At 70.6% G+C, this 21,770-nt stretch carries 16 protein-coding genes; 7 read left to right on the top strand and 9 right to left on the bottom strand.

Going from position 1 to position 21,770, the window contains the following annotated elements:
- The first annotated feature begins 2 nt into the window (after window positions 1–2).
- The gene (locus tag DI272_RS11040; RefSeq protein WP_109495187.1) at window positions 3–689 is read left to right on the top strand and encodes a helix-turn-helix transcriptional regulator; all 687 of its coding nucleotides are present in this window, start codon (window positions 3–5) and stop codon (window positions 687–689) included.
- Here DI272_RS11040 and DI272_RS11035 read toward each other — a convergent pair.
- Window positions 672–1,076, bottom strand: a complete 405-nt coding sequence (locus DI272_RS11035) for a VOC family protein (protein WP_258314520.1) — start codon at window positions 1,074–1,076, stop codon at window positions 672–674. The two genes, DI272_RS11040 and DI272_RS11035, sit on opposite strands and share 18 nt — an antisense overlap.
- Before the next feature lie 152 nt (window positions 1,077–1,228).
- On the bottom strand, window positions 1,229–1,861 hold the full coding sequence (locus DI272_RS11030; protein WP_109495186.1) for a VOC family protein: 633 nt from the start codon (window positions 1,859–1,861) through the stop codon (window positions 1,229–1,231).
- A 259-nt stretch (window positions 1,862–2,120) separates the two neighbouring features.
- Between DI272_RS11030 and DI272_RS11025 the strand changes: the two genes are divergently transcribed.
- Window positions 2,121–3,788, top strand: coding sequence for a serine/threonine-protein kinase (locus DI272_RS11025; protein WP_181387154.1), 1,668 nt, complete (start codon window positions 2,121–2,123; stop codon window positions 3,786–3,788).
- Window positions 3,789–3,904: 116 nt separating this feature from the next.
- Here DI272_RS11025 and DI272_RS11020 read toward each other — a convergent pair whose 3' ends face one another.
- The 7 genes from DI272_RS11020 to DI272_RS10990 form a co-directional block, all read right to left on the bottom strand.
- Window positions 3,905–4,948, bottom strand: coding sequence for a LacI family DNA-binding transcriptional regulator (locus DI272_RS11020; protein ID WP_109495185.1), 1,044 nt, complete (start codon window positions 4,946–4,948; stop codon window positions 3,905–3,907).
- A 158-nt stretch (window positions 4,949–5,106) separates the two neighbouring features.
- A complete protein-coding gene (locus DI272_RS11015) occupies window positions 5,107–6,897 on the bottom strand; it encodes a glycoside hydrolase family 43 protein (RefSeq protein ID WP_109495184.1) in 1,791 nt (596 codons plus the stop codon).
- A complete protein-coding gene (locus DI272_RS11010) occupies window positions 6,894–7,805 on the bottom strand; it encodes a carbohydrate ABC transporter permease (RefSeq protein ID WP_109495183.1) in 912 nt (303 codons plus the stop codon). Before DI272_RS11010 ends, DI272_RS11015 begins: the two co-directional genes overlap by 4 nt.
- The gene (locus DI272_RS11005) at window positions 7,805–8,689 is read right to left on the bottom strand and encodes a carbohydrate ABC transporter permease (RefSeq protein WP_109495182.1); all 885 of its coding nucleotides are present in this window, start codon (window positions 8,687–8,689) and stop codon (window positions 7,805–7,807) included. The genes DI272_RS11010 and DI272_RS11005 overlap by 1 nt, the downstream gene beginning before the upstream one ends.
- An 11-nt stretch (window positions 8,690–8,700) precedes the next feature.
- Window positions 8,701–10,041 (bottom strand): ABC transporter substrate-binding protein, encoded by a 1,341-nt coding sequence (locus DI272_RS11000; protein ID WP_109495181.1) that lies wholly within the window; start codon window positions 10,039–10,041, stop codon window positions 8,701–8,703.
- A 382-nt stretch (window positions 10,042–10,423) separates the two neighbouring features.
- A complete protein-coding gene (locus tag DI272_RS10995; protein ID WP_109495180.1) occupies window positions 10,424–11,512 on the bottom strand; it encodes a LacI family DNA-binding transcriptional regulator in 1,089 nt (362 codons plus the stop codon).
- A 242-nt stretch (window positions 11,513–11,754) separates the two neighbouring features.
- Complete coding sequence (locus DI272_RS10990; protein WP_181387153.1) at window positions 11,755–12,768, bottom strand: hydroxyacid dehydrogenase; 1,014 nt, start codon at window positions 12,766–12,768, stop codon at window positions 11,755–11,757.
- A 547-nt stretch (window positions 12,769–13,315) separates the two neighbouring features.
- Here DI272_RS10990 and DI272_RS10985 point away from each other — a divergent pair.
- From DI272_RS10985 to DI272_RS10965, 5 genes are read left to right on the top strand one after another with little or no spacing between them, the layout of a single operon-like run.
- Window positions 13,316–14,674, top strand: coding sequence for an extracellular solute-binding protein (locus DI272_RS10985; RefSeq protein WP_109495179.1), 1,359 nt, complete (start codon window positions 13,316–13,318; stop codon window positions 14,672–14,674).
- Entirely contained in the window at window positions 14,671–15,675 is a 1,005-nt protein-coding gene (locus tag DI272_RS10980; protein WP_109495178.1) for a carbohydrate ABC transporter permease, read from the top strand. The genes DI272_RS10985 and DI272_RS10980 overlap by 4 nt, the downstream gene beginning before the upstream one ends.
- Window positions 15,672–16,562 carry a carbohydrate ABC transporter permease gene (locus DI272_RS10975; RefSeq protein WP_109495177.1) on the top strand — a complete coding sequence of 297 codons (891 nt, stop codon included), beginning with the start codon at window positions 15,672–15,674 and terminating at the stop codon, window positions 16,560–16,562. Before DI272_RS10980 ends, DI272_RS10975 begins: the two co-directional genes overlap by 4 nt.
- Before the next feature lie 44 nt (window positions 16,563–16,606).
- A complete protein-coding gene (locus DI272_RS10970) occupies window positions 16,607–18,394 on the top strand; it encodes an Ig domain-containing protein (RefSeq protein ID WP_109495176.1) in 1,788 nt (595 codons plus the stop codon).
- 39 nt (window positions 18,395–18,433) lie between these two features.
- Window positions 18,434–21,763, top strand: coding sequence for an alginate lyase family protein (locus DI272_RS10965; RefSeq protein ID WP_375138037.1), 3,330 nt, complete (start codon window positions 18,434–18,436; stop codon window positions 21,761–21,763).
- Window positions 21,764–21,770: the final 7 nt, after the last annotated feature.

Genomic DNA, 21,770 nt, shown 5'->3' with positions numbered 1-21,770 from the left:
CGGTGTACGAGGAGAGGGCGTCCCGGCTCCCGGGTGCCGTCGTCTGGACCAGCACCCCCGGCGAGACCGGGCCCGGGCGGGTCCTGCCCGACGGCTGCATGGATCTGCTCTGGCACGACGGGCGGCTGCTCGTCGCGGGGCCCGACACCCGTGCCTTCGTCACCGGGAGCGAACGGAGTGCCTGGGCCGGTGTCCGCTTCTTCCCCGGCACCGCACCCACGGTGCTCGGCGTCCCCGCCCCCGAGGTGCTCAACCGGCGGGTCGAGCTCGCCGATCTCTGGCCCGCCGCTCGCGTACGGCGGCTCACCGCACGCGTGAACGCCGCGGCCGACCCCGTGAGCGGGCTCGAAGAGGCGGCGCTGGGACTGGCAGCCGACGCCGACGCTCCCGACCCGTTGCTGCGACAGGTCGTCGACGCTCTCGACGCGGGCCGGCCCGTCGCCGCCACCGCCGATCATCTGGGGCTCGGTGCCCGGCAGTTGCACCGCAGGAGCCTCGCCGCGTTCGGCTACGGCCCCAAGACGCTGGCGCGGGTGCTGCGTCTCCAGCGGGCGCTGCGGCTCGCCCGGCACGGGGTGCCCTACGGCGAGACGGCGGTCCGGGCCGGATACGCCGACCAGGCCCATCTCGCGCGGGACGTGAGGGAGTTGGCGGGGGTGCCGCTGGGGCGGCTACTCGGCCGACGGTAGCGGGGCGAACAGGTCGACGCCGTTGCCGTCCGGGTCGTGCAGGGTCGCGTACCGCTGGCCCCAGAAGGCGTCCCACGGCTTGAGCTCGCCGTGGTGGCCGGCGTTCACCATCTCCTCGTACACCGCGTCCACCTCGGCGGGGCTGTCACAGCGCAGGGCGAGGCCGGTGCGGCTGCCGCCCCCGGCCGGCGGCCGCCAGTCCGGGTGGAAGGAGCGGACCGTCGCCTCGGTGTCGAGCAACAGGCGCAGCCCGCCCGGCAGTTCGGCCTCGACGTGCGGCTGGTCCGCCGATCCCTCGGGGAAGGCGAACCCCAGCCGGTGGTAGAAGGCGACGGAGGCGGCCATGTCGGAGACGATCAGGCCGATGGCGTCGAATCGTGGAGTCATACGGCCACCGTAGGCAGCCTCGGGCATCGCGGTCTTGAAGGAATCGGACATCACCCGGGCGCCGGAATAGCCGTTGCCCGAGCCGTACCGTCCCTCCCCTGAAGGGCCCGCGTACGACACTCCGAGCCGCCCGCCGCCCCGGTCCTGCGCGGTCAGTCGAAGGTGACCGGGCCCAGCGGCGTGTCCACCGTGAAGGTCAGCCCCACCGGCCCTTCGGCGACGGTGAGTTCGGTGTCCAGGGCGGCGAGCAGACGGTGGATCTCGGCGGGGTCGGGAGCCGTCGCGGACAGCGACACCAGGGGAGTCACGGGCAGGCCGGAGGCCGACGGATGGCGGGTGCCGCCCCAGTCGATGAGGAACGGCACCAGCCCGGAGGGGTGTTGGGTGTCGCCGTCCGTCAGCCGCCACGCCAGCAGGGTGCCGTCGGGGGTGCGGCGGCTCATGGGGCGGATGTCGCCGGGGTCGTAACCGCGGGTCCGGGCGGTCGCGACCGCCGCGTCCAGGTCGGGCGGGCTGATCGCCCAGGTGACCGTGCGCGCACGGCTGACCGCGTCGACATCGAAGGGGCGCGGTCCCTCGGGCTCCGGCTGCTCCGGGTCCGGGCCGATGATCTCCAGATAACCGGTTCCGCCCAGCGACACCAGGAAGTTGCGGGTTCCCCGGCCGACGTGCACCCCGCCGGGAGCGGGCGCCACCCCCGTACGCCGGGTGAAGTCGGCGACCGTCGCCGCCAGGTCGGGAGTTGCGAGGACGAGGTGGTCAAGACGTGCGGGAATCGTGTTCATCGCGGTCGAGGCTACGCAGGGGCGGCTCCGCGATGGAACACCTGTGCGGCAAGAGGGCGGGGCGCCACCGGCTTCGACACCGCGGTGCCGCTCGCCCGCCGGGCCGGATCTGATCAGCGCTGGGGCATGCCCCCGGAAGCGGCACCTCGGGTCCCCGCCCCGGTCGGCGGTCACAGAAGACCCTTTAGGCTGCTGCTGTCGCACGGATGATCGGACCGGCGCGACAGGGGAGCAGAGAACCAGGGGATCAGGGGGACCGGTGAACGACGCGGCTGACGTGTTCCAGCCACTCCAGGCGGACGATCCGCCGGTGGTCGCCGGCTACCGTCTCGCCGCCCGGCTCGGCGCGGGTGGCATGGGCCGGGTCTACCTCTCCCACACCGCGGGCGGCCGACCGGTGGCGATCAAGGTCGTACGCCCCGAACTCGCCGACGACCCGGACTTCCGGCGGCGCTTCGGCCGCGAGATCAAGGCCGCCCGGCGGGTGCGGGGCGCCTACACCGCCGAGCTGATCGACGCCGACGCCGACGGCACCCCGCCCTGGCTGGCCACGCTCTACGTCCCCGGACCCTCACTGGCGGAGGCCGTGCACAGGCGCGGACCGCTGCCGGCCCCGGCCGTGCTGTGGCTGATGGCGGGCGTGGCCGAGGCGCTGGCGGCCATCCACGCCGCCGGGATCGTGCACCGTGACCTGAAGCCGTCCAACGTCCTGCTGGCCGCCGACGGGCCCCGCGTCATCGACTTCGGCATCTCGCTGGCCGCCGACCTCACCGCGTACACGGCGACCGGCGCCGCCGTCGGCACGCCCCAGTTCATGGCGCCCGAACAGGCCGTCGCCGGGGAGATCACCCCGGCCACCGACATCTTCGCGCTCGGCCAGACGGCGGCGTTCGCGGCCCTGGGCGAACCCCTGTACGGCAATGGCCCCTCCGCCACCGTCCTCTACCGCATCGTCCACTCCGAGCCCGACCTCTCCCGCCTGCCCGAACCCCTGCGGCCCCTGCTGGCCCGCTGCCTCGCCGCCGATCCGGCGCACCGGGCCACCCTGACCGAGGTCGTCGAATGGTGCCGTCGAGAACTCGGCCCACAGGCCGACGCGGGCGGCGGCCCGGCGGTCTGGCGGGACATCACGGGGCCCCAGGCGACGATCCCGGAGCCCGTCCCCGACCCCGGGACGGCGCTCACGAGACCGCTGAACACACCGGCACGCACGGAGCCGTTGATCGCGCCTGTACGGGCGACGGTCCCGGCCGCGTTGGAGCCGCGGGGGAGCCGACGGCGCCGTATCGCCGTGAGAACGGCAGCCGGGGTGACCGCGGGCGTACTGCTGATCACCGGATTGGTCTGGCAGGCCCGGCAGAACACCGACGACACCCGGGACCGGGACACCGCCTCGTCCTCGACGCCGGATCCGACGAGGTCCGGCCGGTCGGCGGGCTCCTCGGCGAAAGGCGCGGACGCGGCGGACGCGGCGGCCGGGAACTCGACGGAAGAGGGGGCGAGTCCCTCGCCGACCGAGTCCGGGCCGCCGCGCGCACACGCCTACCCTCAGCAGCGGCTGGACGAGGACAACTCCCTGTACATCCATGCCGACAAGCCGGGCACACGCGACGACCGCAAGGGGGACATCCGTCTGACCTGCAAGGAAATCGGCTGTGCGTTGGAGAGCGACAGCAGCCACATGGTCCAGATGTTCGGCGATCCGGGCACCACCTTCGACGAGTGCAGGCTTTTGCTCGGCGGCGCCAAGGGTGACGAGTTCCGTGACTGGACCTTGACCTCGGCCGCCGCCGGAACCGAGTACTGCGTCAAGCATCCCTCCGGGGACATCGCACTGCTCGTGATCCAACTGAAGTCGACCGCCATGTGGGACACCCCCGGGATGAGCTCTTTGTACGTGGACATGACGGTCTGGCCGGCGGCCTAGGGCCTGTCGTCAAGTTCCCGTCGTCCGCCCGGAGGGCGTGCCAGGCGTCGCCGGGCAGGCGGGAATTTGACGACAGGCCCTAGCACCGCGGCCGGTACGCGCCGGCCCACGCGGCCTCACCCCCGTGCCCGCCCCGTACTGCCCCGCTCCACCAACCGCGTCGACAACTCCGTCCGCGTCCCCTCCGGCCGCGTGCCGTCCATCATCCGCACCAGCAGCCGCATGGCCGTCGCCGCCATCTCGGACAGCGGCTGGCGGACCGTGGTGAGGGCCGGGGTCGCCCAGCGGGCCTCCGGCAGATCGTCGAAGCCGACGACGCTGATGTCGTCGGGGATGCTCAACCCCCGCTCCGCCAGGGCCTCGTAGACGCCGAGCGCCATCCGGTCCGAGCACACGAAGACCGCCGTGGGCGGCTCGGGCAGGTCGAGGAGGTCCAGCATCCGCTGCCGCGCGACGGCCTTGTCGAAACCGGCGTGCCGCACGAACTCCGGGCGCTGTCGCACGCCCGCCGACGCCAGCGCCGAACGGTAGCCCGCCACCCGCGCGGTACTGCACATCCTGCGCCGGTGCCCGGCGATCACCGCGATCCGCTCATGGCCCAGCGCCAGCAGGTGCTCCGTCGCGCTCACCCCGCCCTGCCAGTTCGCCGCCCCCACCGACACCACTCCCGCCGGCGGCTCGACCACGGGGTCGATCATCACGAACGGAATGCGGTGCTGCTCCAGCCAGGCGTACTGGGAGGGCGTCAACTCGGCCAGGTTGAACAGCACTCCGGACGAACCCCGGGCGATCAGCTTGTCCAGCCAGCCCCGTTCCGGAGTGCCGCACCGCTTGCGGGTCAGCCCGGCGGACACGACGACCTCGAAGCCCGCGTCGTGCGCGGCCTCCTCCACTCCCTGCAGCACCGCCCCCGACCAGGAACTGTTCAGCGAGTGCACGACGAGGTCGACCAGCGCCGGCGGCTTCGCCGCGTCGAACCGGGGTCTGCGCACATATCCCAGCCGGTCCAAGGCCTCGGTGACCCGGCGTCGCGTCTCGGGCGCGACGTCCTCACGACCGTTGACGACCTTGGAGGCGGTGGGCACGGACACCCCCGCCTCCCGGGCCACGACCGCGAGGGTCGGCCCGGCCGCCACACTCGCACCTCCCGTACGGACCATCGGGAACCGCCTCTCCGGCCCGTCCGTGGGCCCTGGAAAGTTTCGACCAGCGCAGGAAACAGTAAGCGCTTCCTACCCTAGGTTCACCCCGTGGAGACCGGAAGAGGTCGGACTTCCCAGGCCCATAAGGTCCGTGACTTTCGAAACTCCGAACGCGCTTACTGCTCCCGGCAGATGAGCCGGAACCCGCCGAAGTCCGCCGTGAACGCCCCGTGCACCAGGTCCACGGCATGGATGCCGGCCAGCGCGCCGGTGAAGCGCAGTTTCGATCCGTGGTCGTCGGAGAGCTTGGTGAAGTCCAGCGGCGGCCCGACCCGCGTCCTGATCCCGGCCGCCGCATACCAGAAGCGCGCGGTCCCGTCCTCGACGCTGACGCCCAGCGTGACGGGCCCCTCGGCGTCGACCCCGGCCACGGCCACCTGCCGGATGCCGCCCTCGTCCCGCTCCACCAGGCTGAGCACCGTACGCCCCGCACCCCGCCACTGCTGACCGCGCTGCCCCTCGCCTTCCGGCTCCGCCCAGGTCAGATCCAGCGCGAGATACGCCTCGGTGTTGTACCAGAGCACCAGCCCCGCGGCCTCGGTGAAGCTGCGCGGCCGGGCCTCGACGGTGACCTCGGCCTCCGCGCGGTGCTCGGTGATCCGCTGCGCGAGGAGACTGTGCGCCCACCGCGACTCCGGACCGTGCCGGCCTCGCAGCCGTATCCACCCCGGCCGGGCCTCGGTGTCCGCCCAGGACGGGTCGACGGGACCGCGCAGCGTGCTCCAGGGCCAGCCCAACGCTCCTTCTGCGGGCGGCGTTTCGGCGAGTGGCCCTTTGCCCTTGCTTTTTGTGGGCCAGCCCAACTCGCCGTCTGTGGGCGGCGTTTCGGCGGGAAGTCCTTTGCCTTTGCTCCTCCCGGGCCGGCCCGGCTCTCCTTCTGCGGGCGGCGTTTCGGCGAGATGCCCCTTCCTCCTCCCGGTCCGGCCCAACTCTCCCTCCACGGGCGGCGTCTCGGCGGGGCGTCCGTTGGCCGGTACGTCGATCTCGACCTCGACCGCCGGGTGATGCCCACCGTGCCGCAGCCTCGGCCATCCGTCCTCGTCCCACACCACCGCCTGGACGGCCGTCTCCCGGCCCAGCGGGCAGCGTGGCCCACCGGGCGTCCGGAGCGGCCGGGCGGCCAGGTGGCTCAGGACCCACTCACCGTTCGGCGTCTCCACCAGCTCGGCGTGCCCGGCTTTCTGGAGCGGCACCTGCGGATCGTCGCGTGCCGTCAGCAGCGGCCGGTCGTCGAGCTCGTACGGCCCGGTGCGGGCACGGCTGCGCGCGACGAGCACCCCGTGCTCGAACCCGGTTCCGCCCTCCGCGAGGACGAGGTAGTACCAGTCCCCGCGCCTCAGCAGCTTCGGCCCCTCCACGAGCCGCTCGTGCTGGAGCAGCAGCTGCGTCTCACCCACCGGGACCAGCGTCTCGCGGTCCAGCTCCGTCAGCACGATCCCGGCGAACCGCCGCCCGCCCGGCCGATGGTCGCTCTGCATGTTCAGCAGCCACAGCCGGCCGTCCTCGCCGTGGCAGAGGGCGGGGTCGAAGCCGTGGCTCGCGACCCGCCGCGGTGCCGTCCAGGGCCCGTCCGGCACCACCGCCGTACTCACGTACGTGTCCAGGTCGAAGTACGGCGTCCCGACCGAACGCACCACGGAGTACACGACCCAGAACCGCTCCCCGTCCCAGCTCAGCGAGGGTGCCCAGACGCCGCCGGAGTCGGGCACCCCGGCCAGCGAGTCACCCGGCGCCGCGCCCCGGACGTGACCGGCGTACTCCCAGTGCGCGAGATCCCGTGAACGGTGGATCGGCACGGTCGGGAACCACTCGAAGGAACTGGTCGCCACGTAGTACCAGTCACCGGCCCGCACCAGCGAGGGGTCCGGGGCGAACCCCCGGAGGACCGGGTTGCGCAGCACGGTCACTTCAGCGCTCCCAGCGTCACGCCCGTCCGCCAGTAGCGGCGCATCGCCACCATCATGATCGCCATCGGGACGATGGACAGCAGCGCCCCGGTCAGTACCAGGCTGGTCAGGTCGACGCCGGACTCCAGACGCTTGCCGGACCAGTTGTACAGGCCCAGGTTGAGCGTCCAGTTCTCCTCGCCGCGCAGCACGGTCAGCGGCAGGAAGAAGGCGTTCCAGGTGTTGACGAAGGCCAGCAGGAAGACCGTCGCGCCCCCCGTCGTCATCATCCGCAGCACGATGCTGAAGAAGATCCGCAGCTCACCGGCGCCGTCGATGCGGGCGGCCTCCAGCAGTTCGTACGGGACGGTCGCCTCGGTGTAGACCTTGGCCAGATAGACGCTGAACGGGTTGATCAGACAGGGGACGAGCATTGCCCAGGGCGTGTCGACCAGCCCGATCTCCGAGAACAGCAGATACAGCGGCAGCGTGAGCAGCGCGATCGGGATCAGGAACGAGCCGACCACGCACGCGAACACCAGGCTGCGGCCGGGGAACTGGAAGCGGGCGAGTCCGTACCCCGTCGCCAGCGCCAGCAGCGTCCCGCCCAGCGAGCCGACCCCTGCGTACAGGAACGAGTTGGCGGTCCAGCGCAGGAAGATCCCGTCGTCGTACGTGAACAGCTGGTGCAGGTTGTCCCACAGGTGCCAACCGCCCGAGAACCACAGTCCGTTGCTCTGGTACAGCCCGGTGCGGTCCTTCGTCGAGGCGACGATCAGCCACCACACCGGGAACAAGCTGTACATGCTCGCGAGCACCAGCCCGACCAGCAGGAACCGCTGCCCGCCCCGCGAACGGGCGGCGGGATCGGGCCGGTTGAGGCGGCGCACCTTGCCGACGGCCGCAGTGCGCTCTTCGGTCATGGTCATCAGTCGGCCTCCCTCGAAGTGAGCCGGTAGAAGAGGAAGGAGGCGGCACCGAGGATCAGGGCGAGCAGCACCGACAGGGTCGCGGCGTAGTGGTAGTTGCCGGCGTTGAACGCCTGGTTGTAGATGATCATGATGGGGGTGAAGCTGTCGTCGACCGTCTGGGGCGTGATGTTCCGGAACAGCGCCGGCTCATTGAAGATCTGCAGCATCTGGATGATCGACAGCATGCCGGTCAGCACCAACGCGCCACGTACGAAAGGGACCTTGATGCTCAGCGCGATCCGCCGCTCGGAGGCGCCGTCCAGCCGCGCCGCCTCGAAGAGTTCACGCGGCACGCCCTGCAGCGCGGAGTAGATGATCACCATGTTGTAGCCGATGCCGTGCCAGGTCAGCAGGTTGCCGATGGACGGCCACACCATGGACGGCGAGAAGAAGTTCCAGTGGAATCCGAAGAAGTCGCCGAGCGGCGTGAGCGGGCCGACATCGGGGCTGTAGAGGTTGATCCACACGAGCGCGGCGACCACGCCGGGGATCATGTACGGCACCAGCAGCACGATCCGGAACCGGCTCGCGGCTTTCGACGCCAGCGCGTCCAGGAACAACGCCAGCACCAGGCTGACCAGCAGCATCAGCGGAATCTGCACGCAGGCGAAGAGCACCACCCGCAGCACGGACCCCATGAACGCCGAATCGGTCAGCCCGTCCCGGTAGTTGTCGAGGCCGACGAACTTCTCGGTGGCGCCGCCGAGCCCGAGCCCGGACTGCTGCTCGTGATAGAGCGACTGATGGACGGCGTACCCGATGGGGAGCAGGTACAGGAAGACGAACCCGAGCTGGAAGGGCACCGTGAACGCGGCACCCTTCCAGCGCTGTGAGCGAATCATGGATCGGTGCCTCAGCCCTTGACGCTGATGCCGCGGGACTTCAGGTCCTTGACCGTCCACTCCTGCATGTGCGCCAGCAGCTCGGTCACGGTCTGCTCCTTGCTGACCACCTTCGCCCAGCCCGCCTGCATCTCGGTGAACATGGCGGTCCAGTTCGGTCCGAAGGTCCAGTCGTCGGTGACGGTGGACAGGCTGTCCTTCACGACGGTCTGCGCGGCGGCGTAGTTCTTCCCGAGCAGCTTCTCGGAGGTCGCCTCGGGGACATAGGAGTCACTGTCCTTGAGCGCCGGGAACACTCCGTTTCCGGTCTCCGGGCTGGCCATGGTCTTCACGGCCCCGGGGTCGGTGGACATCCACAGCGCCGCCTCCGCGGCCTGCTTCCGGTGCTCGCACTGCTTGGTCACCAGCGTCACGCTGCCGGTCAGGTTGGTGCCGGCGGGCGTCTTGGCGGCCTCCCCGTCGAAGGACGGCCACGGCGCGAGCGCCCACTTCCCGAACGACTTGGTGAAGTTCTGCACCATGCCCGCCTGCTGCCAGGTGGAGATCTGCCGGGTCGCCGTACCGCCGTTGTCGTAGTTCCGCTGCACGGCGGCGTAGTCCGCGAACGACAGCTTCGAGTTCAGGTCGTCGTCGATGATCTCCTGGATGACCTCGGCGGCCTTCAGTGTCCCCGCGTCCTGGAAGTCCACCTTCCAGGAGCTGCCGTCGATGGCGTACCAGTGCGCCCCCGCCTGCATGGCCAGCACCTCGAGAGTGCTGGGGTCTTCCCCCGCGTAGTTGGTGATCTTCACACCGTGCTTCTTCAGCACCTTGCCCGCGGCGATGAACTCGTCCCACGTCGTGGGCGCCTTCAGTCCGTACTTGTGGAAGATGTCGGTGCGGTAGATCGTGAAGTTCGGCGCGGAGCTGGTCGGCACCCCGTACGACTTGCCCTGCACCTGCGCACCGGCCCACGCCCCGGCGTTGAACTTGCCCGCGCTGGACCCGACGTACTGCGAGATGTCCGCGAGCGCGTCCTGCGAGACCCAGCTGGTCACGTACTCGGCGGTGTTCTGCACCAGGCACGGGGCGTTGCCCGCCTTCACCGCGTTGGTCAGCTGCTTCTGCATGGTCAGCTGGTCGGTGACCTTCGTGTACTTGAGCTTGATGTCCTTGTGCGAGGCGTTGAACGCCTTGACGACCGCGTCCTGGCCGTTGGCCCATCCCCAGAAGGGGAGGGTGACCGGACCCGACGCCCCTGAGGACCCGTCGTCGCCGGAGTCCGAACCGCCGCAGGCGGCGAGCAGACCCGTCAGCGCGATACCCGCGACGGCTGCATGGGCGAACCTTCTCCGGGGGCTGGTGAAGTTCATCTGACCGTGTTCCTTCGGAAAGTAGGGCGTCTCGGAACGAGGACGGCGGCTCGGTGCGGGCCGGGAACGGCGGCCGGAAATCCGTCGGCTCGCGGTTGCGGGGGGTCGGCCAAGCGGAAGATGTAGTAAGCGGTTGCTGGGACGGTAGGACGAGGCGTCTGTCCAGAGCAAGAGGTGCGCGGAGATTTGTTACGCCGGTCTGTCTGTCGCGTAAGCCGGGACCATGGCGCCCTGGGAACGGCGGCGGTCACCATATGGGCAGGTCAAAGCCCTGGAGAAGGGGGCCGAACGGCGTCAGGCCGCCCTGTGCGGCGGCCTGACGCAGTCCTGAAAAACATTGAGAAAACGCTTACGAAACGATCGCTCAGGGATCGCTTCCCTGTCACGTCCGGGGCGTGGGCGGCCGGACGGAGTTGCGTACGACGACATGGGTGCCCAGCACCAGGTGATCGCCGTCGGCGCCCTTGCGGCGCCCGGAACCACCCTCCCGCCGATCGGCGACGGCCCGCAGCGCCACCCGCCCCATCTCCTCGTACGGCACATGGACAGTGGTGAGCTGCGGGGTCAGCTGGGAGGCCAGCGGAATGTCGTCGTACCCCACGATGGACACGTCGTCCGGCACCCGCAGCCCCGCCGCGCGCAACGCCTGCATGGCGCCGGCGGCGACCACGTCCGTGCCCGCGAGGACGGCGGTGAAGTCCGGCGTCTCGTGCAGCGCGGTCTCGACGGCCTCGTACCCGTGCTCGTAGTCGTACGGCCCGTGCCGGACGAGGCCCGGATCGAACTCCACCCCGTACGCCTCGAACGCCCGCCGCGCACCCGCCAACCGCCCCTGGGCGGTGGTCAGTTCGGCATGTCCCGGCAGGACCAGCACCCTCCGGTGACCGGCGGACAGCAGATGGCTGGCCATGGCATAGGCGCCGCCCTCGTTGTCGTAGTCCACGGTCGTGGCCGGCACGTCCCCCTCCAGCGGCGGACGCCCCACCAGCACCAGATGCGAGCCCGCCGCGTCCAGCGACCGCGCGAACCGGGCCATGCGCAGCTGGTACTCGTCGTAGTCATAGGCGCCACCGAGCAGCACGACAGCCGCGACCCCCTGCTGCCGCATGAGGTTGACCAGCGCCAGCTCCCGCTCGGGATCGTCCCCGGTGGTCCCCACCAGCGACAGCCAGCCCCGCAGGGTGGCCGCGCCCTCCACGCCCTTGGCCACGTGGGCGAAGGCGGCACCGGTGATGTTGTTGATGAGGATGGCCACCGTGGGCGTTCCCCCGCCCGCCAGTGAGCGGGCATGGGCATTGGTGACGTAGTCCAGGTCCCGGACCACCTTCATCACCCGGCGCCGCAGGTCCTCCGACACCGGATAGTTGCCCGACAGCACACGCGACACGCTGGCGACGGAGACACCCGCGCGCTCCGCCACGTCACGGATGGTGGCCCGTCCGGCGTCCCCGGACGCCTTGCGCTGACTCACCCTGCGGCTCCTTCGTCGTTCCCGTAAAGCCTGGCCGGCCGGCACCCGTCTCGCTCCGGCCCGGAAACCGTATCCCATGGTTTCCGGCCGTTTCCCAACAGTGCGCCCAGCTCGCCCCTCCCGGGTATCGGCCCATCAGGGCGCACGTCTCCGCTCCCGGGCGCGGGTCCACCAGGGCGCACTTCTCCTCTCCCGGGTACGGGCCCACCAGCGCGCACTGTCCGCGGGGCGCCGGCTCCCCCTCAGGCGACCCGGGCCAGATCCGCCCGCCGCACCTCGTGCACCACGCCCACCCCCGCCCCCAGCCGCTCCAGCTCCTCCACCACGATCCGCCCCAGCCGCTCCAGCTCGTTGCCGAGCGACCCGGCGATATGGGGTGTGAGGAAGACGTTGGGCAGCCGGTACAGCGGCGATCCGGCCGGCAGCGGCTCGGGCTCGGTCACGTCGAGCACCGCGTGCAGCCGCCCCGACACCAGCTCCTCCGTCAGCGCCTCCGGGTCCACCAGTGCCCCCCGGGACGTGTTGATCAGCACCCCGCCGTCCCTGATCAGCGCCAGCCGCCCCGCATCCAGCATCCGATAGGTCTCCGGGATGTCCGGCGCGTGCAGACTCACGATGTCGCTGTGCCGCAACAGGTCCTCGAGGGAGACGAGTCGAGCGCCCAGCCCGGCCGCCTCCCCGGTGCTCACATACGGGTCGTGCAGCAGCACCTCGAGGTCGAACGGCCGCAGCAGCTCCAGGAGCCGCCGCCCCACCCGCGAGGCGCCGATGACGCCGACCCGCCGCCCCACGTTCCCGGTGCGGGCGGTGTCGGCCGGTGTCGGATAGGCGTGGGTGCTTCTGAACCGTTCGCGGTGGACGAAGGTGTCCTTCCCGGCGAGCAGGATCATCGCAAGGGTGTACTCGGCGACGGGCAGGGCGTTGCCGGTGACCGCGCTGGACACCGTGATCCCGCGTTCCCACAGTGCCTCGCCGACTAGGGAGCGCACGGAGCCGGCGGCGTGCAGGACGGTGCGCAGGCGGGGAGTGGCGGCGAGGACGTCGGCGTCGAGGGGCGGGCAGCCCCAGCCGGTGATGAGGATCTCGGCCCGGGCCAGCGCGTCGGCGGCCCTCGGGTCGGTGAAGTCCTGGAGGACCAGGGCGGGGTCGAGGTCGGCCGCCCGGCGCAGCCGGGCCATGAGCGGCGCGGGGAACAGCAGGGGGAGGTGTACCGGATCCATCGCGAACACGGCCCGCGGCGGCTGGGGGCTGGGCATGGGTCTCCTGACGCGCTGAGGGGTGAGGACATGCTGAGCGGAAACTGTTTCAGAAAGCGCCTTCTACCGTAGATCTGTCGAGAAGCGGTGGTCAATCACCGAGGTGGAGACGCTGGTGTCCGGCTCGATCCCCGGCCGGGTCGATGCGTCCGTCACGTCCGACGCGACACCCGATCCGTCGCCGGGCGCGGGGCCGGCCCCGGAATCCGTTTCCGTCGGTCCCCCGCCGGAACGCGCCCAGCCGGAAAGCCCTGGTAGGCGCCTCGCGCCCTTCGGCATCGGGACAACCGGTTGCCCAGATCCGTCCGGATCGCGGGCCCCGCAGCCCGTCCCCGCTCGGGCGCCGCACGGTTTTCGAAAGTTGGTCACGCCTCTTGACGTGCCGTGCGTTCGGGCCGAAGCTCCCACCACCGCCGTAGAAACCGGTTGCCGAAACTTCGCACGCCGCCTCCCACCCCGCCCCGAGTGTGCGCACCTTCCCCGTCCCCTCGTTGTCCTCCCCCCGTTCCCCCCTCCCCGTCCCCTCGATGAAGAGAGTGGGTAGTTCATGCACACCGATGCCACCCGGGCCGGTGTTCCGTTGGGTCGCCGTCGTTTCCTGGCGCTGTCGGCGGGCGGTGCCACGGCCGGCGCGGCGGCGTTGAGCGGCTGCGCGATGCAGGTGTCGAGCGGCGTCAGTGGCTCGGGCGAGACCGTCACCGTGATGGTCAACTCCGGTGACATCCTCCCGGAGCAGGTCCAGCAGGCGAAGCAGGAACTCGGCATCAGGATCGCCCTGGTCAAGTACGACATCACCAAGCTGATCGCGATGCTCACCAGCGGCAGCCCACCGGACCTGGTGCGCGGTGTCGGCGCCGTGGACCTGCCGTTCTTCGCGGCACGGGACGTGGCCGAGAACCTCGATCCGTACTTCGCCCGGAGCACCGTCCTCAAGGCGTCCGACCTGGATCCCGTCAACGACCTGTGGCGGTACGACGGCCGGACCCAGGGCAAGGGCCCGCGCTACGGCATGGCGAAGGACTTCTCCCAGGACTCCATGTACTGGTACAACACCGCGGCCTTCGACAAGGGCGGGGTCGACCTGCCGTCCGAGACCGAGCCGGTCACCTACGAGGAGTGGCTGGAGACGGCGAAGCGTCTCGTGCAGCGCAAGAGGGGGCAGACCACCGTCTTCGGCGGCAGCTACAGCGGGCTGACCCGGGCCACGCTCTTCGCGACCCTGACCGCCTCCGCCGGCGGCAGTCTCTTCAGTGACGACTTCTCCCGGGTCGATTTCACCACCCCCGAGGCCCGCAAGTCGCTGGCCTGGTACATCGACTACTGCCGGACCAAGGTCGGGCCCAGCCTCGTCCAGCCCGACCCCAACGGCTGGGACGGGCCCACCTATCAGGCCGGGCGGATGGCCATGTCCAACTCCGGCTACTGGCTGGGCGGCATGATCTACCCGGACAGGAAGCTGGCGGACGTGTCCCGGCTGGCGCCCGCCCCGATGTTCGCGGGTGGCCGCCGTATCAGCGCCTGTCAGGGCGGTACCGGTCTGTGGATGCCGCGCGGCGCGAAGAACAAGGACGCCGCCTGGCGGGTCTTCGAATGGTTCTTCGGCGAGGAGCCGGCCAGGGCGCGCGCCTCCGGGGGCTGGGGCATCCCCACACTCACCTCCCTCCGGGGGCTGATGCCCGCTCAGGAGGCATACCAGAGGCGGGTGCTGAAGGTGCAGCAGAACGAACTGAGGCATTTCTCGGTGGTGTCCTTCACCCCCTACTCCCGGGCGGACGCGATCGACGCCCTCTTCAACCAGATAGCTCCGGCCGCGATGAACGGCCAGATCTCCGTCGACACCCTCGCCGGGCGGCTGAACTCGGCCATCAACGAACAGCTGAAGCGCGGTAAGGAGCAGGTGGGATGACGGCTGCCGATCAGATCTCCTCCGTCGCGGGCCGGTCCGGCGCCCCCGCGACCGCCGGGCGCGCACGGGCCGCGGGCCGCCCACGGACCTCCATGACCGCCCGTCGCCATCGCGCCTTCTACCTGTTCACCTCGCCGTGGATCACCGGTTTCCTGCTGCTGACCGTGGCGCCGATGGGTTACGCGCTGTGGTTGAGCTTCACCACGTTCGACGGCATCTCGCCCGACTGGAAGTACGTCGGACTCGGCAACTACCGCGAGTTGTTGAACGATCCGGTCACCTGGGACTCCCTGGGCCGTGCCGGTCTGTTCGCGGTGACCTCGGTACCGCTGTCGATCATGGCGGGCCTCGGTCTCGCGGTCCTGGTCAACCGGCCGCTCAAGGCGCGCGGTGTGTTCCGCACCCTGCTCTATCTGCCCGCCGTGGTGCCGCCGGTCGGCGCGGGCCTCGCCTTCAAGCTGCTCTTCGACCAGAACTCCGGTGCCTCCAACGGCGTGCTGACCTTCTTCGGCGTCGACGCCGTGCCCTGGCTCGCCGACCCCTACGCCCGGTACGTGCTGCTGATGACAGTCCTCTGGGCCGCCGGAAACGTCATGATCATCTCGCTGGCCGGGCTCCAGGACGTACCCAGGGAGCTCCACGAGGCCGCCCGCATCGACGGGGCGAGCGCCTGGCGCACCTTCCGCAGCATCACCGTTCCGCTGCTGTCGCCGGTCCTGCTCTTCCAGACCGTGACCGGGATGATCGCCTCGGTGCAGACCATCATGCCGCTGCTGCTGGCGCCGCTCGGCGACACGAGCGGTATCACCACGGTCCCGCAGTCCAACTACCTGTACATGATGCACGTGTTCGCGCAGTACTTTGCGCTCGGCCGGTACGGCTACGCCTCCGCACTGCTGTGGGTGCTCTTCGTCCTGATCCTCGTCGTGACCGGACTCATCTTCAAGTTCACGTCCGGCGCCGTGTTCTACAACGTCGACCCGGAGGCGAAGAAGAAGTGACCGCCACCATCCTGCCGACCACGTCCTCCGTGCCGGCCCAGTCCGCGCCGCCGCCCGTCCGGGTCCGGGTGCGCGCCAGGCGGCTCGCGCTCTACACGGTCCTCGTCTCCGTCACCGGGCTCTTCCTCGGCCCCTTCGGCTGGCTGGTCCTCTCCGGACTCAAGACACAGGGGGAGTTGGCCGCCTCGCCCGTGCACTGGCTGCCCGACGCCTTCCAGTGGCACAACTTCGCCGACGCCTTCAACGAGATCGACTTCCTCGGCTACGCCCGCAACTCCATGGCCATCGCGCTGATCTACGCGACCCTCGTCACGCTCAGCTCGGCCTGGGTCGGCTTCGGCTTCGCCCGTCTCGAGGCGCCCGGCAAGAAGGTGCTGTTCGGGGTGCTGCTCGGCTCGATGATGCTGCCGCAGATGGTCACCCTGCTGCCCACCTACCTGATCTTCGCCAAGCTCGGCATGGTGAACACCTACTGGCCGTGGGTGCTGTGGGGCCTGTCGGCCGCGCCCTACCTGGTCTTCCTCTTCCGGCAGTTCTTCGCCGGCATGCCGCGCGAACTGGAGGAGGCGGCGATCGTCGACGGCTGCGGCTACACCTCGGTCTTCTGGCGGATCTTCCTGCCGCAGTCGTGGCCCGTGCTGTCCGCGAGCTTCATCATCGCCTTCACCTGGACCTGGGGCGACTACATCGCCCCGCAGCTGTTGCTGTCGACCGACCGCACCACGCTCGCCGTCGCGGTCATGACCGCCTATGTCAACGAGGGCGGTACGCCCGTCCCGCAGCTCCAGGCCGCGGCCTCCGTGATGTACGTCGTGCCGATCCTGCTGATCTTCCTCGTCGCCCAGCGCGGCTTCGTCGCCGGAATGTCCACCAGCGGCCTCAAGTGACCTTCCGCATCTCTCATCTCCCCTTGTACGTAAGGACCTTCCTCATGAACGAAATCCAGAGCACCGGTCTGTCCCGGCGCACCGTCCTCCAGGCGGCCGGCGCCACCGCCGCCGCGTACTCCCTCATAGGCGGCACGGCCGGCACGGCGAGAGCGGACGACACGACGCCGGCCGCCGCCGACAAGCTGGTGACGTACCCCATCCCGAGCGGGGTCCCCACCCAGGCGAGCTTCACGGTCAAGGCCCGTACGGCGGGCGGCGACTGGCAGACGATCCCCGTCTACCGCGCCCGCGCGAAGTGGATCAACGCGGACACGGGCAGCGGCCCGGTCTACAACTCCTCCGTAGCCACCTTCGACTTCCGGGGCACGGTCGAGGTCGCCGTCACCTCCGCCAAGGGCACCATCGCCTCCGCGAAGGTCCGCCCGCTGTCGTACGACATCAAGTACACGGTGTCCGGCGACACGGTCACCTTCACCCTCACCGAACCGCGCAACCTCTCCATCGAGATCAACGGCGAGATCTTCGACAACCTCCAGCTGCACGCCAACCCGCTGGAGGAGAACGCCCCCGACCCCGACGACCCGGACGTCCTCTACTTCGGCCCCGGTCTGCACACCACCACCGACAACGTGCTGAAGGTGCCCAGCGGCAAGACGGTCTACCTGGCCGGCGGCGCCGTGCTCACCTCCCGGGTGGAGTTCGTCAACGTCGAGAACTCCCGGCTCATCGGCCGCGGCGTGCTCTACAACTCGCCCAGCGGTGTGCTCCTCCAGTACTCGAAGAACATCGAGATCGACGGCATCCTCGTCCTCAACCCCAGCAGCGGCTACTCGGTCACCGTCGGCCAGTCCATGCAGGTCACCATCCGCAACCTGCACTCCTACAGCGCCGGCCAGTGGGGCGACGGCATCGACATCTTCTCCAGCGAGGACGTCCTCATCGAGGGCGTGTGGATGCGCAACTCCGACGACTGCATCGCGATCTACACCCACCGCTGGGACTACTACGGCGACGTCCGCAACATCACCGTCCGCGACTCCACCCTCTGGGCGGACGTCGCGCACCCGGTCAACGTCGGCACACACGGCAACACCGACCACCCGGAGACGATCGAGAACCTCGTCTTCAGCAACATCGACATCCTCGACCACCGTGAACCGCAGATGGACTACCAGGGCTGCATCGCGCTCAACCCCGGCGACAGCAACCTGCTGAAGAACGCCCGCTTCCAGGACATCCGGGTGGAGGACTTCCGCTGGGGCCAGCTGATCAACATGCGGGTCATGTACAACACGAAGTACAACACCTCGATCGGCCGCGGCATCGACGGCGTGTTCATCAGGAATCTGTCCTACAACGGCACCCACGCCAACCCGTCGGTCATGGTGGGCTACGACGCGGACCACGCCATCAAGAACGTCACCTTCCAGAACCTGGTCATCAACGGCAAGGCCATCGCCAACGGCATGAAGAAGCCGGGCTGGTACCGGTTCGAGGACATGATGCCGGCGTACGCCAACGAGCACGTGCTGAACACCCGGTTCCTGAACTCCACCGAGGCCACCGCCACCGACAAGCCGACGATCACCAGCCCGGAGCAGGCCACGGCCACCAAGAACCAGGTCTTCCACTACCTGATCACGGCCAGCGCGCTGCCCACCTCGTTCGCGGCCGAGGGCCTGCCGAAGGGCCTGGACATCGACACCGCCACCGGCCTCGTCTCCGGTCGAGTCCGCGACCGCGTCGGCAGCTTCACCGCCACCGTCTCGGCCACCAACAGCGTCGGCACCGCCACGCAGACCGTCACGTTCACCGTCGAGCACGCGTGACCCCGCACCCGTAGAACCCGTACCCCCATGGAGTCACCCGTGCTTCCTCTCAGCCGACGGAACTTCCTCGGCGCGGCGGGCCTCGCGGCCGCGGCCGGCGGTGGACTGCTGTCCGTCTCCGCCGCGGCGGCCCGGGCCCAGGACGCCGACCTGTCGTCCCGTGCCTTCACCCACCCCGGACTGCTGCACAGCGCCGCCGACCTCGCCCGGATGAAGGCCGCGGTCGCCGCCCAGGAACCGCCGATCCACGACGGTTACCTGGCGTTCGCCGCCCACGCCCGCTCGAAGCCGACGTACACGATCCAGAACACCGGCCAGATCACCTCCTGGGGCCGCGGCCCGACCAACTTCATGAACCAGGCGGTCGCCGACTCGGCCGCCGCCTACCAGAACGCCCTGATGTGGGCGGTCACCGGCAACCGGGCGAACGCGGACAAGGCCCGCGACATCCTCGACGCCTGGTCGGCCTCGCTGACCATGATCACCGGCGCCGACGGTCCGCTCGGCGCGGGACTCCAGGCCTTCAAGTTCGTCAACGCGGCCGAACTGCTGCGCCACACCGGCTACGACGGCTGGAGCGCGGCGGGCATCGCACGCTGCGAGGCGTCCTTCCTCGACGTCTGGTATCCGGCGATCTCCGGCTACATGCTCTACGCCAATGGCAACTGGGACCTGACGGCCATTCAGTCCGTGCTGGCCATCGGGGTGTTCTGCGAGGAGCCCGCGCTCTTCGAGGACGCGCTGCGGTTCGTCGCGGCCGGCGCGGGCAACGGCAGCGTCCGCAACCGCGTGGTCACCGACGCGGGCCAGGGGCAGGAGTCCGGCCGCGACCAGGGCCACGAGCAGCTCGCCGTCGGCCTGATGGGCGACGCCGCACAGGTCGCCTGGAACCAGGGCGTCGACCTGTGGGGTTACGACGACCACCGCATCCTCGCCAACGCCGAGTACGCGGCGAAGTACAACCTCGGCGGCGACGTCCCCTTCACCCCCGATCTCGACCGCACCGGCAAGTACATCAAGACGGCCGTCTCCGAGAAGGTCCGCGGCACCCTGCCGCCGATCTACGAGATGTACCACGCCCACTACGCCGGCGTGCGCGGCCTCGACACCCCGTACACCGAGGCGGCCGTCTTCCGCGGCACCGGCGGCGCCCGCGTCGTCGAGGGGAGCAACGACGACCTGCCCGGCTTCGGCACCTTCGCCTACGCCGGCGCCCGGGCCCCGTCGCCGGCCGTGCCGACGGCACCGGCGGGCGTCACCGCGGTCGGCGACGGCAAGAGCGTCGTGGTGTCCTGGCTGCCCTCCGCATGGGCGACGACGTACACCGTCCGCCGGGCGACCCGCCCCGAGGGGCCGTACGAGGAGATCGCGGCAGGCGTCGACGGCACGACGTACACCGACACCGGCGCGCGCGGCGGGCGCACCCACCACTACACCGTCACCGCCGCCAACTCCCTTGGCGACAGCCAGGGTTCGGGTGTCGCCGCGGCCTCCGCCGCACTGCCCGACCCGTGGTCCACGCAGGACGTCGGCGAGGTGAGGGTCCCCGGCTCCGCCGCGTTCGACGGCGAGCGGTTCGTCCTGGAGGCGTCCGGCACGGCCGACAGCCACCGGCTCGTCCACCTACCGCTGCCGGGGGACGGCACGATCAGCGCGCGGATCGTGTTCCCGCTCAGCTCCCAGTACTCCCAGATCGGCGTGACCCTGCGCGCCTCCCTCGACCCGGACGCCGCGCACGCCTCGATGCTGATCCAGGGGTTGCCGCTGCACACCTGGAGCGGCGTGTGGAGCGTACGGCCGGAGGCGGGGGCGGCGGTCTCCGCGACCGGCAGCACCCCCGTGCCGCCCTCCCAGCAGGATGCCCTCACCGTCAACGCGTCCTTCCCGATCTCCAGCCTGGGCAGCCTCCCGGAGTCGGCGACTCCCCTGGAGGCGCCGTACGTCGAGGGCGCGGGCGACGGCTACCGGCTGCGGGCGCCCTACTGGGTGCGCGTGACCCGCAAGGGCCGGCTGTGCACCGGGGCGATCTCTCCGGACGGCATCCGCTGGACCGAAGTCGGCGCCACCGAGGTCGAGTTGGGGCGCACCGCGTACGCGGGCCTCGCCCTCACCTCCTGTCTCGGCGTCGCGGCGGAGTACGCCGGGACCGGCGCCGGTGCCTTCGACAACGTGAGCGTGACCTCGCGGACGGCCGGCGCCCTGTGGTCGGTGCCCCGCCCGACCCGCGCCGCCCCTGACCTGAGGGCCGTCACCGGCGCCGACGCCGTCCGGCTGACCTGGACCGACCCGGACCTCTCCGCCCGCTACAAGGTGCTGCGCGGCACCGCGGCCGACGGCCCGTTCGAGACCATCGCGACCTGCGTCGGCCCGGTCGGCTTCGGCACCCGCATCCGGTACGCGGACGCCACCGGCACCCCCGGCACGACGTACCACTATGTCGTCGCGAAGACGAACAGCGCGGGCCGCGGTCCCCTGTCGCAGGCAGCCGGCGCCGTGATGCCCACCCCGTCCGTCCCCCAACTCGCCTCGCCCGCCACCGCATTCGCCAACAAGGGGGATGCCTTCCGCCACCTCCTGCGCGGCTCGCACGAGCCCGTGCGCTTCACCGCCGACGGACTCCCGGACGGCCTGCGCCTCGACCGGCGCACCGGGCTGATCCACGGAACCCCCACGGAGACCGGGGAGTTCACCGTCGCCACCACCGCCGGCAACGCCGCCGGCGACGGCACCGGCACCCTCGCCCTCACCGTCGGCACACCCCCGCCCGCCCCCTGGACATACGGCGACCTGGGCGACCCGGTCCTCGACGACCGCGCCTTCGGCACCCTCGGGGTGGCGGCGGTCGTGACACCCGGCAGCACCTCCTGCACCGACGGGACGTTCACGGTCCGCGGTGCGGGCACCGACCTCACCGTCAACAACCAGGGCATGACCGGCCAGTTCGTACGGCGGCCCGTCACCGGCGACTGCGAGATCACCGCGCGGCTCGGCTCCCGTACCGGCGCCACCGCCGACCGGGTCGGACTGCTGATGGCCAAGTCGCTGTCCCCGTTCGACCAGGCCGCCGGAGCGATCGTCACCGGCGGCACCACCGCACAGCTCATGCTGCGCAGGACCGTCGCCGGAGCCTCCGCATTCACCGGCACCACCACCGTCCGACTGCCCCTGCTGCTGCGGCTGAGGCGCACCGGGACCGCCTTCACCGCAGCGGTGTCCACCGATGACGGCGCCACCTGGACCGACCTCGGCACCGGCGAGATCCCCGGCTTCGGTGACGCCTCCTTCCACGTGGGCCTCGTGGTCTGCTCCCGCAGCCCGCTGGTCCGCTGCACCACGCAGTTCGAAGAGGTGATCGTCACCTCTCCCTAGATCCCCC

The organism is Streptomyces sp. Act143, from assembly GCF_003143935.1.
GTDB lineage: Bacteria > Actinomycetota > Actinomycetes > Streptomycetales > Streptomycetaceae > Streptomyces.
Note: the sequence above shows the minus strand (reverse complement) of the source record. Positions and strands in the feature narration are given on the sequence as shown.

Coding starts and splice junctions, on each gene's coding strand:
- DI272_RS10980 (WP_109495178.1), top strand. CDS start 14,671: ATGACGGCTGCCGATCAGATCTCCTCCGTCGCGGGCCGGTCCGGCGCC.
- DI272_RS10970 (WP_109495176.1), top strand. CDS start 16,607: ATGAACGAAATCCAGAGCACCGGTCTGTCCCGGCGCACCGTCCTCCAG.
- DI272_RS11035 (WP_258314520.1), bottom strand. CDS start 1,076: ATGACTCCACGATTCGACGCCATCGGCCTGATCGTCTCCGACATGGCC.
- DI272_RS10990 (WP_181387153.1), bottom strand. CDS start 12,768: ATGCCCAGCCCCCAGCCGCCGCGGGCCGTGTTCGCGATGGATCCGGTA.
- DI272_RS11010 (WP_109495183.1), bottom strand. CDS start 7,805: ATGACCATGACCGAAGAGCGCACTGCGGCCGTCGGCAAGGTGCGCCGC.
- DI272_RS11030 (WP_109495186.1), bottom strand. CDS start 1,861: ATGAACACGATTCCCGCACGTCTTGACCACCTCGTCCTCGCAACTCCC.
- DI272_RS11000 (WP_109495181.1), bottom strand. CDS start 10,041: ATGAACTTCACCAGCCCCCGGAGAAGGTTCGCCCATGCAGCCGTCGCG.
- DI272_RS11005 (WP_109495182.1), bottom strand. CDS start 8,689: ATGATTCGCTCACAGCGCTGGAAGGGTGCCGCGTTCACGGTGCCCTTC.
- DI272_RS11020 (WP_109495185.1), bottom strand. CDS start 4,948: ATGGTCCGTACGGGAGGTGCGAGTGTGGCGGCCGGGCCGACCCTCGCG.
- DI272_RS10985 (WP_109495179.1), top strand. CDS start 13,316: ATGCACACCGATGCCACCCGGGCCGGTGTTCCGTTGGGTCGCCGTCGT.